Source organism: Streptomyces sp. NPDC045701, assembly GCF_056432045.1.
This window is the reverse complement of sequence record NZ_JBWKJV010000061.1, coordinates 1-14,960: the sequence shown is the minus strand read 5'-3', so window position 1 is coordinate 14,960 and position 14,960 is coordinate 1. Positions and strand designations below refer to the sequence as shown.

The 14,960-nt window shown below is 64.7% G+C and carries 11 protein-coding genes and 4 pseudogenes; 8 read left to right on the top strand and 7 right to left on the bottom strand.

What is annotated here, in order from left to right; all coding sequences use genetic code 11:
- The 3 genes from AC07DW_RS30365 to AC07DW_RS30355 form a co-directional block, all read right to left on the bottom strand.
- Positions 1-490: IS3 family transposase (locus tag AC07DW_RS30365; RefSeq protein ID WP_478860888.1), on the bottom strand; the 490-nt coding region annotated here is incomplete at its 3' end.
- 23 nt (positions 491-513) lie between these two features.
- Entirely contained in the window at positions 514-804 is a 291-nt protein-coding gene (locus AC07DW_RS30360) for a transposase (protein ID WP_478860887.1), read from the bottom strand.
- Between the two features lie 32 nt (positions 805-836).
- The gene (locus tag AC07DW_RS30355; RefSeq protein WP_478860886.1) at positions 837-1,052 is read right to left on the bottom strand and encodes an IS110 family transposase; all 216 of its coding nucleotides are present in this window, start codon (positions 1,050-1,052) and stop codon (positions 837-839) included.
- 216 nt (positions 1,053-1,268) lie between these two features.
- Here AC07DW_RS30355 and AC07DW_RS30350 point away from each other — a divergent pair, with 216 nt between their 5' ends.
- Positions 1,269-2,252 carry an IS256 family transposase gene (locus AC07DW_RS30350; protein WP_478860885.1) on the top strand — a complete coding sequence of 328 codons (984 nt, stop codon included), beginning with the start codon at positions 1,269-1,271 and terminating at the stop codon, positions 2,250-2,252.
- On the opposite strand, the gene AC07DW_RS30345 is transcribed toward AC07DW_RS30350, so the two are convergent.
- Both AC07DW_RS30345 and AC07DW_RS30340 read right to left on the bottom strand, forming a co-directional pair.
- Positions 2,230-3,453 (bottom strand): M23 family metallopeptidase, encoded by a 1,224-nt coding sequence (locus tag AC07DW_RS30345; RefSeq protein WP_478860884.1) that lies wholly within the window; start codon positions 3,451-3,453, stop codon positions 2,230-2,232. The two genes, AC07DW_RS30350 and AC07DW_RS30345, sit on opposite strands and share 23 nt — an antisense overlap.
- Positions 3,454-4,018: 565 nt before the next feature.
- On the bottom strand, positions 4,019-7,834 hold the full coding sequence (locus AC07DW_RS30340; RefSeq protein WP_478860883.1) for a response regulator: 3,816 nt from the start codon (positions 7,832-7,834) through the stop codon (positions 4,019-4,021).
- A gap of 315 nt (positions 7,835-8,149) precedes the next feature.
- Between AC07DW_RS30340 and AC07DW_RS30335 the strand changes: the two are divergent.
- The 3 genes and pseudogenes from AC07DW_RS30335 to AC07DW_RS30325 all read left to right on the top strand — a co-directional run.
- A pseudogene (locus AC07DW_RS30335) lies at positions 8,150-8,825 on the top strand (IS630 family transposase); the annotation flags it as partial.
- 8 nt (positions 8,826-8,833) lie between these two features.
- Positions 8,834-9,252, top strand: a pseudogene (locus tag AC07DW_RS30330) (transposase); the annotation flags it as partial.
- Between the two features lie 486 nt (positions 9,253-9,738).
- Positions 9,739-10,239 carry a hypothetical protein gene (locus tag AC07DW_RS30325; protein WP_478860882.1) on the top strand — a complete coding sequence of 167 codons (501 nt, stop codon included), beginning with the start codon at positions 9,739-9,741 and terminating at the stop codon, positions 10,237-10,239.
- A gap of 49 nt (positions 10,240-10,288) precedes the next feature.
- On the opposite strand, the pseudogene AC07DW_RS30320 reads toward AC07DW_RS30325, so the two are convergent.
- Positions 10,289-11,004: pseudogene (locus AC07DW_RS30320) on the bottom strand (ISL3 family transposase); the annotation flags it as partial.
- A gap of 74 nt (positions 11,005-11,078) precedes the next feature.
- On the opposite strand from AC07DW_RS30320, the gene AC07DW_RS30315 reads away from it, so the two are divergent.
- Positions 11,079-11,423: an IS21 family transposase gene (locus tag AC07DW_RS30315; protein WP_478860881.1), complete on the top strand. Its 345-nt coding sequence runs from the start codon at positions 11,079-11,081 to the stop codon at positions 11,421-11,423.
- Between the two features lie 299 nt (positions 11,424-11,722).
- Positions 11,723-11,911: a hypothetical protein gene (locus AC07DW_RS30310; RefSeq protein WP_478860889.1), complete on the top strand. Its 189-nt coding sequence runs from the start codon at positions 11,723-11,725 to the stop codon at positions 11,909-11,911.
- Positions 11,912-12,335: 424 nt separating this feature from the next.
- On the opposite strand, the gene AC07DW_RS30305 is transcribed toward AC07DW_RS30310, so the two are convergent.
- Positions 12,336-13,517, bottom strand: coding sequence for an FIST signal transduction protein (locus AC07DW_RS30305; protein WP_478860880.1), 1,182 nt, complete (start codon positions 13,515-13,517; stop codon positions 12,336-12,338).
- Positions 13,518-14,049: 532 nt separating this feature from the next.
- Between AC07DW_RS30305 and AC07DW_RS30300 the strand changes: the two genes are divergently transcribed.
- Both AC07DW_RS30300 and AC07DW_RS30295 read left to right on the top strand, forming a co-directional pair.
- Positions 14,050-14,223 (top strand): transposase, encoded by a 174-nt coding sequence (locus tag AC07DW_RS30300; RefSeq protein ID WP_478860879.1) that lies wholly within the window; start codon positions 14,050-14,052, stop codon positions 14,221-14,223.
- 233 nt (positions 14,224-14,456) lie between these two features.
- Positions 14,457-14,654 (top strand): annotated as a pseudogene (locus AC07DW_RS30295) (transposase); the annotation flags it as partial.
- Between the last annotated feature and the right edge of the window lie 306 nt (positions 14,655-14,960).

Genomic DNA, 14,960 nt, shown 5'->3' with positions numbered 1-14,960 from the left:
GGTAGTGGTCGTCCATTGCGTATCCGATGACTTCCTTCGTGCAGCAGTCGATGACGGTTGCAAGGTAGAGCCATCCCTCGCCCGTCGGTATGTAGGTGATGTCTCCGACGAGTTTTTCGCCGGGGGCTTCCGCGGTGAAGTTGCGGCCGACGAGGTCGGGCACCTTGCCCGCTGCGGCCTGGGTAAGGGACCACCGCTTCGGCTTGGGCTGGCAGGGAACCAGCCCCAGCTCCCGCATGAGCTGACGGATCAGCTCCAGGCCGGCGGCAACGTCCCAGCGGGCGAGCTGGGCGTGGACGCGCCGGTAGCCGTAGGTGCTGTCGGAATCATCGAATGCCTTCTTGATGAGTACTTTCAGCTCCTCCCGCCGCCGGGCCGTCTCGGAATGAGGACGGGTTCTCCATTCGTAGTAGCCGGACTTGGACACGTCGAGTCGCGCGCACATGAACCCGACGGAATACGCGTACTCCGCAGTCTCGAGCCGCATCATGTCGATGAACTCGTACTTGCTCGCTACCGAGGATCCTTCGCGAAGTACGCTGCGGCTTTTTTCAGGAAGGCGTTCTCCATCTCGACTTCGCGAATGCGGCGTTCAAGTTCTTTCAGCCGTGCACGCTCGCTGACCGACAGATCGGCGCCGGCGGGCGGCTCATGCCGTTTCTTGTATTTCTTCACCCATCCACGTAGCGTCTCCGGATTCAGTTCCAGCTCTCTGGCTGTCTCAGTGACAGTCTTGCTGGACCGGAGTGCAATCTGGACAGCTTCTTCCCGAAACTCCGGGGTGTACTTGCTCGGTGGTGCCACTTCTTGCGTCCTCTTTTCCGTTCAAGGCAATCCTATTGGACGTCTGTCCGGAAACTTCGGGGCACCTCAGCCCATGTCACCGGCTCACCTTCGGCGAGCTCCAGGACGTCACCGAGCAGTTCGAGCAGCTCGGTCTCGTTGTTCGGCACCCTGCGGGTGAGGAACACCGTGGCGTCCATATCGATCACCGTGCAGTGATGCTCGCCCTTGCCCGCATCCGTACCGGCCCACAGTTCGGGCACGGCCACCTCCGAAGTCGTACGTGCAGTTCTCCCAGCAGACGACCTCGCCGACGTGTCCATACGAAGCGATGCAGTTCGCGTTTCCCCATGAATGGCCGAGTCGTCGCGGGGTGCCGGGCGGCCAATCCCTTCCAGCCACAAGCACGGCACACAGATGACAGCCACACCCGGCACCCCTGGGTGTCCCGATCGATCAACCCAAGAAGAAAGGTATGGAAACCGATGGCCGCATCTGGGAGTGTGCCGTTCGCTGCGTGGCTGGAGGAGAACCTGGCCTCGGCGAGTCCTGATCTGCTGCGGCGGATGGTGAAGACGTTCGCCGGGGCGATGATGTCCGCGGACGGCGACGCTGTCTGCGGGGCGGCGTACGGCATGCCGGGCACGCAACGGGTGACGTCCCGCAGCGGGTACCGGCAGCGGGAGTGGGACACCCGGGTCGGAACCATCGGCCTGGCGGTGCCCCGGGTCGGGTCCGGCTCATACTTTCCTGGCTGGCTTCTCGAGCGGCGGCGGCGCTCGGAACAGGCCCTGGTCAGCGTGGTGGCGACCTGCTGCCTGCCGGGCGTCCCGACGCGCCGGGCGGAGACGCTCGCCGAAGCCCTGGGGGTGACCCGGCTGTCGAAGTCGCAGGTGTCCGAGATGGCCCGGACGCTGGACGAACGGGTGGCCGAGTTCCGGGACCGGCCCCTGGACGCCGGCCCGTACACCTTCGTCTGGGTCGACGCCCTCACGCAGAAGGTCCGCGAGGGCGGGAGGGTGGTCAACGTGCACTGCCTGGTCGCGGCCGGCGTGAACCACGAAGGCCGGCGCGAGGTCCCCGGCATCGAGGTCACCTCGTCCGGGGACGGCGCCGGCTGGCTCGCCTTTCTTCGTGGGCTGACCGCCCGCGGCCTGGGCGGCGTGGAACTCGTCGTGTCCGGCGCCCACGCCGGTCTGACCGAAGCGACCGGCGCCGCCCTGCCGGGTGCGTCCTGGCAGCGTTGCCGCACGCACTACGCCCGCAACCTGCTGACCAGGGTGCCCAAGGCGGCCCAGCCGTGGGTGGCCACCCTGCTGCGGACCGTCTTCGAGCAGCCCGACGCCACTGCGGTGCGGGCCCAGATGGCTTCTGTGATCGTCGGCCAGATTCAAAGCCTCCCCATAAGCTCGCAGCGAACTGCTGCGGGGGCGGCCTCGGCGGGCCTCACCGCTTTCCGGGGAAGTTGACCATGTCCCGGCCCATAGGAAGCTCCTTTTCCCGGGGGCCCTGGCCTGCGGGGCTGACCGGAATAGGCTTTCCAGCGTTCAGGCTCTCCAACAGTTTTTCGTCCAGGGGCGGCACCCGCCCCACCTGATAGAAGGAGTCGATGACGAAAGGCAATCCGTTGGCCGCGAGCATGGAGGGCTTGTCCATGATTTGGAAGTGCAGGTGCGGACCGCTTGTATTTCCTGAATTACCGAGCTTGGCGATGACCTGCCCCTTGCGGACTTGGTCTCCCGGCTTCACCAGCACGCTGCCACGCTGCAGGTGAGCGTAACCTGCATAACGACCGTCGCCCAGGTCGAGAACGATGTGGTTGCCGAGCGCTTCGGCGACACCGACAGGCTTGGGCCGATTGGGGATTTGGTCGGGGAAGCGGTCTCCTGTGGCAGCCACCTTTGCGTCGGCGGCTGCGATAACCGGCCTGCCGTAAAAGACCCAGTTTCGGGCCACGTCCGGATTTCCCACCACCAAACGACGCTTTGCGTCGGTCCCGTTCCAGTCGATCGCGAATCGCTGGCTCAGCTGCATTTTGCCGTTGAGCGGCATGAGGGACCGCCGGTGGGGGCCGTCGCAGCATGATCCCAGAGCGACCCAGCCTGCTCCCTGCAGCGGTGGACCGACGACGACCGGAGCAGCGGTGTCGACACGTGTGGCACCGCCCGTGCTGGTGATCGAACGGGGTACGGGAAGGCCAGGGGGCACAGAGACGGTGACTGTGTGACTGATCCTGCTGGGAATGGCCTTTTGCTGGCGGAGGGGGATGTCGAACCAGATGACTGCGGTCTCCGACCCGGCGATCTTGGCGGACGGCTTGTCCGGACTTGCCAGCAGCGACATAGCGGCAGTCAGTGACTTCCCCCGGAGTGTAGTGAGCGGCCGGTTGTTCTGGGCGTCGTTCACCGTTACCGAGGTCACGGTCACGGGAGCGGATACACCACTGGCCAGCTTGAGCTCGTACACGAGATGGAAACGCCCGTCGGTGCCCTTGAACCAGCTGGGTGTAGAAACGACCGACATCACCACTGGAGTTACGCGGTCTGCTGTGACGGTCGTCTGCGTGGTCGTCATCGCGGGGTCCGCAGCAGCGGGAATACCGCTGAATCCCGCCGTCGCCATGACGAGGACGGCGATTGCGGACAGTGACTTGTGCGTCCTGGTGTTCATGTCTCCACCTGTTTCACCGGACGGAAGGGGACCGCCGGTAGGTAGCGGCCGAGTTGGGGAGAATTCCACCAGTATGTCAGCTACGCCTGCCTGGCGCACTCCCTGATGGCGCCACATTCCTGGGTCTCTGCTGGCGCAGCTGAATCTCCAGCCCCAGGAGGAGGCGCGGGGCGGTCCACCGCTCATCGTGAGGGAATCCGGAGACGGCACCTGTCGCAGTCTGGCTTGCGCGTCTTGGACAGGCGTCCAAGACGCGCAAGCCAGGGGACGAGGAAGGGGGGAAGCCGTACGGTGCTGGCCTGGGCAAAACGGTTACCCAGACCGGCCGGCGTAGTGGCTCCGGGCCTGCGCGGCCCCTCGCGAGTGGTGAAGGTGGCTCCGTCACCGCTGACGGCACGCTTGTCCTCACCAGTCGCGCCCTGGGGGACGAGCCGTAGTACGAAGTACGCGATGAGCGTCCAGTTCAGCACAGTCCCGCCGGCGCACCGTGGTGGGTTTCTGCGCGAGTATGGCCTCGGCCCGCGCAGACGGCATGACCCGGCCTGACCCGAAGCCGCTGCCGGTTTTAAAAGGGATTCTGGTTTCCTTGCTCAGTTGCCAGCTGCTGCTGCAAAAGTTTCAGCGCATGCCTGGCCTGTTCGTACTCCGCAACAATTTCTGCCACAAGGGGCTGTATATTCTGCACGCCGTCACCAATTAGCGTCTCGGCTTGCTGGCACAGTTTCGACAAATCTTCGGCGCCGAAGGTAGCAGAGATAGACTTGAGGGTGTGAGCGGCGCGTTTGGCTCCGGCCTGATTTTTCTCAGTGAGGCTGTCTTGTATGGCGTTGACAAGCGCCGGGGCCTCAGCCAGAAAGTCGTTTATCAACTGGCGCAGCAGTGGCGCCCCTTCGTCACCCAAAACCTCCTTCAGTTCCTCAATAACTGTCTGGTTCAGCACTGGTCGGCTGTTGTCCTCCTGCTCGCCTTGAGACTTGCAGCGAGAGATGGCCTGGTCCAACGCTGACAGGTCAATTGGTTTGGTCAGGTAGTCGTCCATTCCTGCTTCAATGCAAGGCCCTCGATCGCCTTGCATTGCGTTGGCAGTGAGAGCGATGATGCATGGCTGCTGTGACTGGGGGGAGCGCGCTCGGATCTGCCGAGTTGCCTCTAGTCCGTCCATTTCAGGCATTTGTACGTCCATGAGCACTATGTCGTAGGACTGCCGCTCGGTTGCAGCCAGCGCTTCAACGCCATTGGTCGCAACATCGGCGCTGTATCCCAGCTTCTCCAGGAGCAGGAGCGCCATACGGCGGTTGACCGTGTGGTCTTCCACGAGAAGAATCCGCAAAGGCTGCCGTGCAGCCGAGGGGGAGGCACTGTATGGGTGCGTTGTATGGTGCCGCCCAGGGGAAGGCATCACGGCAGCTTCACTCCTGGCGGACCCGCCGGCCAGGATGCTGATGAGAGTGTCGAAGAGCTGAGATGGTCTGACGGGTTTCGTCAGGCGTGCACTGGTTTTGACCGCTGGCCGTTCATCCCGCGGGCGGCCGAGGAAGGTGAGCAGGATCAGCGGGACGGAGGTCCTTGGGTTGCCGGTCTCCAGCGCGCGGGCAATGAGCTGCTGGTCAGCGACGGGCAGTTGCGAGTCGAGGAGTGCCAGGTCAAACGAGGTTTCGGCAGAGATCCGCTCAAGTGCTTCTGCTGCTGACTCCGTACTGAAGGCCTGTATGCCCCATGACGTAAGCCAGCTCGTCAAGCTTTGGCGGGCTATGGGGCTACCGTCGACAATCAGTACGCGCTTTCCTGCGAGTCTGGCATTTGGCTGCCCGGGTTGCCCGGCAGGATCGCGGCGGGGAACTGTTGTCGCCGTGCCCTGGACAGTGAAGCGGAACGTTGATCCCTTGCCCAGCTGACTAGAGGCGGAGATTGTCCCGCCCATGAGTTCACACAGGCGCTTGCAGATCGCCAGGCCTAGGCCGGTACCACCGTAGCGGCGGGTTGTGGAGGCGTCGAGCTGGCTGAAAGCATCGAAGAGTCCTTCGAGTCGTTCCGCAGGGACTCCTATCCCGGTGTCACGGACTGCAAAAGTCCATAGAAAACTCGACACGTCCGCTTCTCCCCGGGACTCCACAGCGGGTTCAGCGCTGACGGTAACGACTACCTCGCCGCGTTCAGTAAACTTCACGGCATTACTGAGCAGGTTAAGGAGTACCTGACGGAGGCGTGTGACATCTCCGATCATACCCTCCGGCGCATCAGGGGAAATGAGGCAGCCCAAATTAAGATTTCTCTTGGCTGCCTCTGCGGCCACGAGCTCGAGAGCTGACTCAACACACTCACCTATATGGAATGGCCGGCGCTCCAGCGGGAGTTTTCCGGCTTCAATCTTCGAAAAGTCGAGAATGTCATTGATCAGCGTAAGCAGAGCATCCGCGCTTTCACGTACCAATTCTGCAAATTGCCGCTGCTCATGGCCAAGATCCGTGTCGAGCAGCAGCCCCGACATACCGATGATCGTGTTCATGGGCGTACGGATTTCATGACTCATGGTGGCCAAGAAGGCACTCTTGGTTCGGTTGGCCGCTTCGGCCGCCTCCTTCGCTTGCTCCAGCGCCTCCGCGGCCCTCCTTTGAGCCGTAATGTCCGAAAAGGCTATAACCGCTCCCTGGATTTTCCCCTTCTCGATGATCGGATAGGAGGTGTAGGCAACAGGAAAAGCTGTCCCATCGCGTCGCTTGAAAAGATCTCCTTGTGCGTGAAAACCACGACCCGTTGTGCAGGCGATGCAGACCGAGCACTCGTCGGCCGAGTAGGAGGTGCCGTCGTTTCTGCTGTGGCTACATAGGTCATGCATCTGCCTGCCCACCAGCTCCTGCACACTGTAACCGAGCATCTCCGCTGCCGCTCTATTAACAAAGCTACATGCCCCCCGGAGATCCGTTGCATAAATACCCTCGGCAGTCGATTCCAGGAGCAGATTCACCTTACGAGCCGCCGCCTCGGCACGTACACGGTCCACAACCCGGCCAAGCTGCACACCCACATTGGCCATGAGCCGCAGCAGGGTCTCGTTAGGCTCAGCCGGCTGCCGGGAAAAGAATTCCAGCACCGCAGCCACCTCACCCCCCGCCACAACAGGAAATGCCATTCCCGCTCGCAGTCCGAGTTCCGCCGCTTGAGCAGCCCGAGGAAAATTAGAGTCCTTCGTCACATCCACGATCCACGCAGGCCGCCCCTCGGCAAGAACGCGGCCAGGCAACCCTTCGCCCAACGCCATCGGAGCGGCTTCAGTCACCTGCCGGAAGTCACCAAACTGGCCGGAGTCATCCATGTTCCATAGCCCGGAAGGAAGAAGTGCCACGTCAACAGCCCGGGCCGGCTCTGGGGCACGCCAGTAGGCGTGCCCCACCTCCCACCCGGTGTAGGCGCAGACGAGATCGAGGACGACCTGAGTAGCCTCCTCCAGGTCACCCGCTTCGTTAGCAGTGGCCGCGACCTTCTGGAGAAGTTCAAGTTCGCTGGTGCGCCACCGCACACGCTCAGCCATGCCGTTGAAGCACTCCGCCAAGGAGCTGATCTCACTCACCCCTCCCACCGGTGCGCGTACCTGCAAGTCACCCTCGGCGATCCGCGCAGTAGCTTTGTCAAGCAAGCGAATTGGGCGGATGATTGATCTCCGCGCTATTGTCGCGACGACCATAATGCCGCCTGCCATTACAATCGCGGTGCCAATCGCCGCAGTCGAGTACCCGGCCGCGCGATCGACCTGCCGGGCGGTTTCCCTTTGTGTCCGCCGGTCAACCAGCTCAAACACGCGCCCTATCGGCTGCATGATCTGCGCTTTGGCCTGGTGATAGTCGCTGCTGTAAAGCAGTGCGGTAGCGCGCTCCCGTCCTGACACTGCCGCGGGAGTCTGGGTGCTGCCTTCTACTTCCGCAAATGCTTTCTGTTCCCGCCTGACAAGGGCGTCCGAGCGCAGTCGAGCACTCTTGAGCAGTCCAAGCTCCTCACGGCTGAATCCCGCGCGCTCCGCCAGCGCGTCAAAGCTGACTTCTGGCCCGAACGTGGCAGGCCTCCGTCCGGTGTCTGTGACGACATCCCAGTAAACGCGGTCATACCGCTCGGGGCGTGGGGACTCACCATCACGGATGGCCAGAATCTCGTAAAAGTAGTCCCGGTACCGCCGCTCACCGGTTGCGGCGTATGTCCTTGCCATGCGGGTCAGGTCGTCGGACGTCTGTCGCAGCTCGTCCGCAAGCCGCAATGAAGCCGACCGCCGGCTTTCGGCCCTTGCTACGTCCTCCATGGCACGCTCAGCGGCCACACTCAGGGCAAGCACGACTGAAAGCAACACCACAGTGGCAATGACAAAGCCTCGTATCACGGTGCGCAGCGACATGCGGGCGTAAACAGGCCGCCTCCAAGATCGCCTCATTCGCCACCACTTCCTCGACCGAACGCCCAGTCGGCCCAGGCGCCACATGCCCACTGCCGGCGGAATGCGATCTTGTGGTGATGCAGGAGAACCCCCGAGTCCTCTCTGCCTATTCTAAGTGAAGTGTCCGATCCTGAACCCCGTAACCGCCAGGTGACCCACGGGATCTGTCAGCGGGCGAGGCGGCGTCCATGGGTGAGGTGCCCCGAGCTTGACGGACCCGGACCCACGTAGGGTTCGAGAGAGTCCGTAAGGAGTCGAGTGCGGTATGCCGGTGGTATGCGTTATCCGCAGGGTAGGGGCTGACCGCTGAGCGTCGGGCCTTTCGCGAGGGGATCCGGTTTCGGGCCGGAAACGATTCGCGGCGGGTGAGAAGACCGGCGTGATCGCGAGGGATCTGCGGGTGAGTGTCCGGCCGGTGGAGCGCTGGCGTCGTTCCTGGCGCGAGGTGGCATGGAGGCCCTGCGCTCGGCGGGGCCGGCGAACGCCCCGACCGTCACCGACGCCCAGTTCGCCTTTTTGGAGGAAGAACTCGGCAAAGGCCCGTCCGGGCACGGCTTCGGCGACGAACGCTGGACCCTGGCCCGGGTCCAGACGCTGATCCGCCGCCGTCTGCGGGTGAGTCTTTCGGTGCCGCCGGTGTGGCGGCTGCTGAAACGGCCCGGCTGGCCCTGGCAGGCCCCTGCCCGCAGCCCTGGAACGCGACGAGCACGCGGTCGAGCTGTGGAAGAAGGAGGTGTGGCCCCGGGGTAGAAGCCTCGCGGCGGCGTCCGGGGCATGGCTCGTCTTCGAAGACGAAGCCGGCTTCTCGATGACGCCGCCCCGTCCCCGCACCCGGGGCCGACCCGGCCAGACCCCCGGTCATCCGCTCCGCGGCCGCTCCCGCCGCCGGACCCCCGTCGCCACCCTGTGCTGCTACAAACCCGGCGAGAAGAGCCGCCTCATCCACCGCCCCCCGCACCCATCACCGAGTCCGCACCTGCGAATGTCCGCGACCACACCCTCCTGTCGGCCGCCCTGGACGCCTGCAGCCGCCTCGAGGAGGCCCTGGCCACCGTTGCCCCGACACCCGCGGCTGGGCCTGGACGCTGACTACGGCTACCGCCCCGTCCACGATGACCTGTCCGAACGCGGCATCGACCCGGATCACCCGCCGTGGAGAGAAAGTCCCGATCCAGACCGGCGGACGGTGGGTCATCGAGCGCACGAACTCCTGGATGAACAACTTTGGCAAACTCCACCGCTGCACAGAACGGAGCAAGACCGTGATCGCCTTCTACATCGCCCTGGCCTGCATATTCGTCACCTCCGCTACCTCACCCGCAAGGCCTGGACCCACTACCAATGGGACACCCGACCCCCGCACACCCCGCATCCGATGACCTACTGGCGGACGCTCTACTGTAAATATAGGCAGTGCGGGAGAGCACCTGACCGTCGGCGCCGGTCAGGGTTTCGGATTTCGGCTGGCTCGCGCCGGCGGACTGCGAGGGCGCCGCCGTACAGTCGCCGACCGCGCCCTTGATCGTGCCGGCCTCGTGTGCAGTTGCTCGACTTGCTGGGTCTATAACCGCGCTAGAATCTGCCCGCACCAGCACGTGTTGAGCGGGCAAGATCGTACTGATATGAACTCACCAACATCCTCAGCCTCCGCGCAGACCCACACCGGCGGCAGAGTTCGCAAGCAGCCGCTGCGGTCACGGGTCAGGCACGGCAGCCCCACCTGCGCCGACTACGGCTGCCTGCGGCCAGAGTGCAGGGCCGCAGCCCGGCGGGACCGTGCCCGGCGCACCAGTGAGCTGATGGCTGGCCGACCCGCCCGTGTTTCCTCATCCGAGGCTGCCGCAGCGGCACACCGATTGCAAAGGATGGGTCTGTCGGCATCGGACATCGCCGAGATATCCGGTGTCGCCGTCACTCTCGTCCGGCGACTGCTCCGCCCGGCCGGGGTGCGGCCGGCCCGTATCCACCGCACCACCGCAGAAGCCATTCTCGGCATCCCGCTGGACACCGCCCGCCGGCGCGATCGGCTGGTCCCCGGCCTCGTCGAAGCGGACAGGGCTGCCACCAGCCTGCAAGACCTGGCCGAGCACGGCTGGCCTACGAGCTACCTTGCCGGCCAGCTGCACACCAGCACCCACAGCCTCGCAGCGATCCGGAACCGGGAACGCCGGCGCCTGTCCCTCGCTCTGGACCGCAAGATCCAGCGCCTTGCCGTGCTGCTGCTCGCACAGGATCCAGCTGATCACGGCATCGCCGCACACCGCAGCCGCCGTGCCCAGGCTGCCGCCCGCCGCCGTGCCCCGCTGGTGACCTCTGCGGTCAAGGTTCCCGAGCGGCCGGGACAACGCGACGGAGCTTCTTACTGACTTCAGCTCATCAGGGTGATTATTTGGGCTCTCCTGCCGTATGAATGGGTCACTCTGTGGCGGGTTGGCAGCCGGGGAGGGTGGGACGTTCCCCGGCGAGGGTGAGCATGACGAGGGCGGTGATCGCGTCCGCGCTGTGGAAGCCGAAGCCGCGGCGGATGATCAGTCGGGTCTTGGTGTTCGTCGACTCGATCAGGCCGTTGCTCATGCCCGTCAGCAGAGCCGCGCGGATCGCCTCGCGGTGACGGCGGACGCGGCGTTGGAGGTCGGCGAAGGCAGGGATGCGGCAGCGGCGGGCTCAGCCGATCCACCGGTCCAGGGCCTGTAGCGCCGCGGTGGGACGGGTCTTGGCCAGGGTGAATACGCTCCGCAGGGCTTCCTTGAGGAGGCAGGCGCGGTGGAGCGGGGGTCGGTCGCGGCGATCCAGGTGAGCTCGGCGGCCTGGCGGTCGGTGAGGTCGCCGGCGTTCTTCCACAGCGCGAACCGGGAGTCCTTCAACGCGCGGGCTGTCTCGCGGCCGCCGGTGTCCTGGGCCTGGTGGCGGGGCCCGGTTCCACGAGGCTCTGCGTTCGGTGTCCAGGGCACCGGTGGCCCAGGCGACCTCGTGGAAGGGGTCCATCACCCGTACGCCCTCTCAGCACGCTCGGCGAGGACGTCGGCGATCCAGCCGGCGCCGTCGGCGCTGATGTGGGTGAGCGCGGCGGCCCGTTGGTCGCCGAGGTCGTCGAAGAGGCGGCGCAGGACGGTCTTGCCGTGCCCGTCGGCCAACGTGCGGCAAAGGGCTCGGCGGTCGACGCGGTCGAGGCCGGATCAGGGAGCTTCTGCGTCAGACACCGACGATGCCCGCGACGGTGATCGCGGAGCGGATCGGCTGGGATCGGGGAATGACCGTTCTCAAAGACCGGGTGCGTGAGTTGCGGCCGGCGTATGTCCCGGTCGACCCGGTTTCGGGGACGGTCTACCGGCCCGGCGAGCTGGCTCAGCGCGACCTGTGGTTCCCAGAGACGGACATCCCGCTCGGCTATGGCCAGGCCGGACGGATGCCGGTGCTGGTACCGGGCTATTCGCGGGTGATCACCGCGAGGATGCTGCCCTCGAGGCGGACCGGGGACCTGATCGACGGGCACTGGCGGCTGTTGACCGAGTGGGGTGCGGTCTTGAAGATTCGGCGCCCCGGCCAGTGAGTTCGCCGCGTTCGCAGGCCTGCTCCCCACGAAGATCTATTTGTGCCGGCCCCGGGACCCAGAAGCGAAAGGGCTGGTCGAGCGGGCGAACGGCTATCTGGAGACCTCGTTCCTGCCAGGCCGCCACTTCAGCGGTCCGGACGACTTCAACACCCAGCTGACGGCCTGGCTCAAGGTCGCCAGCCGCAGGATCCACCGCACCCCGGTGCCCGCCCGACGGACCGGCGGGAGGCGGACCAGGCTCAGATGCTGGCTCTCCCGGCCTCGGACCGCCGGCCTGGTGGCGGTTTCAGACCCGCCTGGGCCGCGACCACTACGTCCGCGTCGATACCTGCGACTACTCGGTCGACCCGGCCGCGAATATCCTTTTCCGACGCGCGCACACAGAACTTCCAATGTGCTCTCCACGCAGTGGTGTACATCGAAAGGATGCTGTTCCATCTCCAGCTTCCCCGACTCCATCTTCTGGAAGTCAAGAATGTCATTGATAATTGCTAGCAATGCTTCGCCGCTGTTCCAGATCGCCTCGGCCATCTGCCGTTGTTCACCGAAGAGCCTCCGGTTCCCCCCTAATGGCAGCAGCACGAATTGGCTCATTCCCAGCTGTTGACCCAACTCTGCCTCAGCCAGCATTTCGCGTTGGCCCGGCCTTATGTTCTCCTTGCCTTTTGCCCGCTGTAGGATGCCGGCTGCCTCCTCCGGATCCAGCCGGAGCTCATCTGGCGGTCCGTGCGCTCCTGAAAGGACCGCAGCTGAAACTCCGCCTAGGCAAGCCTCTTCACCTGGTCGACCAGGTGATCATTTGCTTCTGCAGACGGAGCAGCTCCTTTTGCGCCCTTTCCAAGAAGGCGCAGCTGCGCATCCGAAGCGTGGGAAGACGCCACGCCTATCGCCTCCGCGCCAAACCATACCTCAGTAAAGTGCCGCGACGACAGACGTGAACTGGTTGAAGAGGTTGTTATCCCCCACGGGTCCCAGTTCACCATAGACATAAAGTCCGAACCAGGGAGCCAACTGCAGCTGTTGCTGCAGCCGCTCGAGGAGCTGCAGTTTATGCTCCTGGCTCATGAAATATTTGCCCCGCCCGGCGCATTCGAACTGGAAAAATAGCTCCGGGGTTCCGCCGTCGAGACGGTCTTTCAATTCGCTGACCATTCGGTCGACGCCGGCAGAGACACGGTCATAGTCACGTCGCATGATCCGCACACGAGTGCCCTCAGGAGTGCTGTACGGCATGGCCGACGCCAGCTTGACCCAGCCCTCCCGCTCATCCTGAGCTACGGGAATACGCACCACGTACTGGTCGTCAATGCCGGTTGTGGTGGGAGGGGAAAACCCGAACGGCAGGCTGGCTACTACGACAGCCCATTCCTCCATTTCCTGGGCACTGAGATACTCCCTGAACACTTCCAATGCCGGCTTGCCGTCGATTTCATAAATAGTGTTGCCCTCTGCACGCGTGACGGTGTGTTCCAGCCCAATAGGGGCGCACCCGTGATTGACCGTCCATGCCATGCCCACGTCGCCCCGCAGGACTGCCCATGCGGTCCCACCGGAGACCACTTGATCATCACAGTACTGATAGGCGGCCTGGAACTGGCCGCTGTCCGCGGCCGTCCCCCCGACGATGGGAAGGCGGCGACCGGACCCGAGAGCCCTTTCGACACCGGACATGAGACAGTCCACGTCGGTGCTGAGACCGTCGGGGAAGAGGAACAGCAAGCGGGCATCCCCCAGGGCTTGCGCCGCTTCACCGATGGCTGCCCCCGCACTAGAGGAATCGGCCTCGGCGCCGGCCAGGCCGTGACAGAAGGAGAACCGGTCCGAAGTGACAGCCAGAACGGACACGGAAAAGTTTGACTCATCCGCTACATTCCGCGTGATGACGCCCTCCACAGAGCATCCGCACAACGGGGCTCTGCCCGTAGCCTCCCTCACAGCCTCCACGACCGCCGCCTGGTCATAACCAGCTGTGGCGCCAAGAAAAACGAAGTCTGGCCGACCCGCCGTGGCCAGCGCCTGGGCTGCCGCCTCACGCCCCGCAACATGAGGATTGCGGTTATGGCTAATCCCTATACCCGCTGCTGTCCCCATCCCCAATCGTCCCTTCCAAAAGGGTGGTCCCGGCTCAGGCTTGGCCGACCAGACGCCATTCTCCAGACGGCCCTCGGGATCCTCGCCTGCCGGGATCTGCCGGGGGCCGCATCTCAGGGGAAGGCCCTTACGTCTACGGTACTCCCCGTCCATGCTGCTTTCCCTGGCTGGACCGGCAATAAGATCCACTTTGTGCCTTGCCGACACCAGTTACACCGCAGTTGGTCCGGCGTGACCGTCTCCGCGCCAGCCGGACAAAACACCGGGCTTGCTCCGCTGGCGCGACCGTTTGGGGCGCCCGCACCGCTCAATGCCTTCGCTACATCTATCGCGGTCAGGAACGCAGCACTAACTTGATCTTTAACCTGTGCGGCGGGGTGGTGGGGTCGTCGGCTTCGCCTCCTGGAGGCTGTAGTGCCCGTTGTGTGGGGTGTGTGGACGTCATGACGTGAAGTTCCCCCTGGATCTTGGACAGCTCGATACTGGGACGGCTGGTCCCGGAGGAAGTGGTCCTGATCATGAGTGGCAAGCGGTGAGCGGTACCGAGTTCAAGAAGGACGCGGTGGAGCTGGTCCTCTCGACCGGCCGGACCCCGGCCGAGGTGGCCAGGGAGCTCGGCGTCAGTGCCGAGGGCTTGCGCACTGGCGCACTGACCAGCGATGAACGGGAGGAATTGCGGCGGTCCGCCGCGAGCTGGCCGAGGTGAAGAGAAGGCGAACGAGATCCTGGTAAAAGCCGCCTTGGATTCAACCGGTCGGTGCAACGCCCCAGGTAGAACAGGTGCCGGAGGTGTTGCGGGTGGCGAGGACCGGGCGGCCAGGGCTGTCGGACGGGCAGAAGCGCGAGGTGTGGCGGGACCTGTCCCCGAGTGGTGGACACCTCTGATCCCGGCCCCGGCAGGGGCCGGGCAGGAGGAATCTTTCATGGGATGAAGGTGGCTCGCCCGGGTTCAGGGCGGACGCCGTCGCGCTGTACCTGCCGGACCCGGGCCACACCTTCGGGGGCATCGGCAAGGATCTGGGGATCAGCCGCGAGACGCTGCGTAACTGGGTACGGGCCGGACGGGCCCGCCACGGCGGGGGCAGCACGACGAGCACGAGCACGGAGAAGAACACGGTGGATTCCCCGCCGGCGGCCTGGGGGGCCTCAGGCCGGGAACGAGGCCCTGCGCCGGGAGCTGGCGGCAGCGCGCAAGGAGATTCCCAATGATGTTGTCAAGTCAGGGCGGTGACGCCTTGTGATGCGTTCACTGCGCTGCGGCAGCAGCTTGGGGGACGGCTGTCTCGAAGGTTCGGCCGTCGCGTATGAGGGCTCAGAGAACGTTCAGACGGCGCCTGGCGAGGGCCAGGATCGCCTGCTTATGAGACTTCCCCTCGTCGCGCTTGCGGCGGTAGAACGCCTTGGAGACGGGGCAGTGCATGGCAGCGGCCTGGGCCGAGAGGT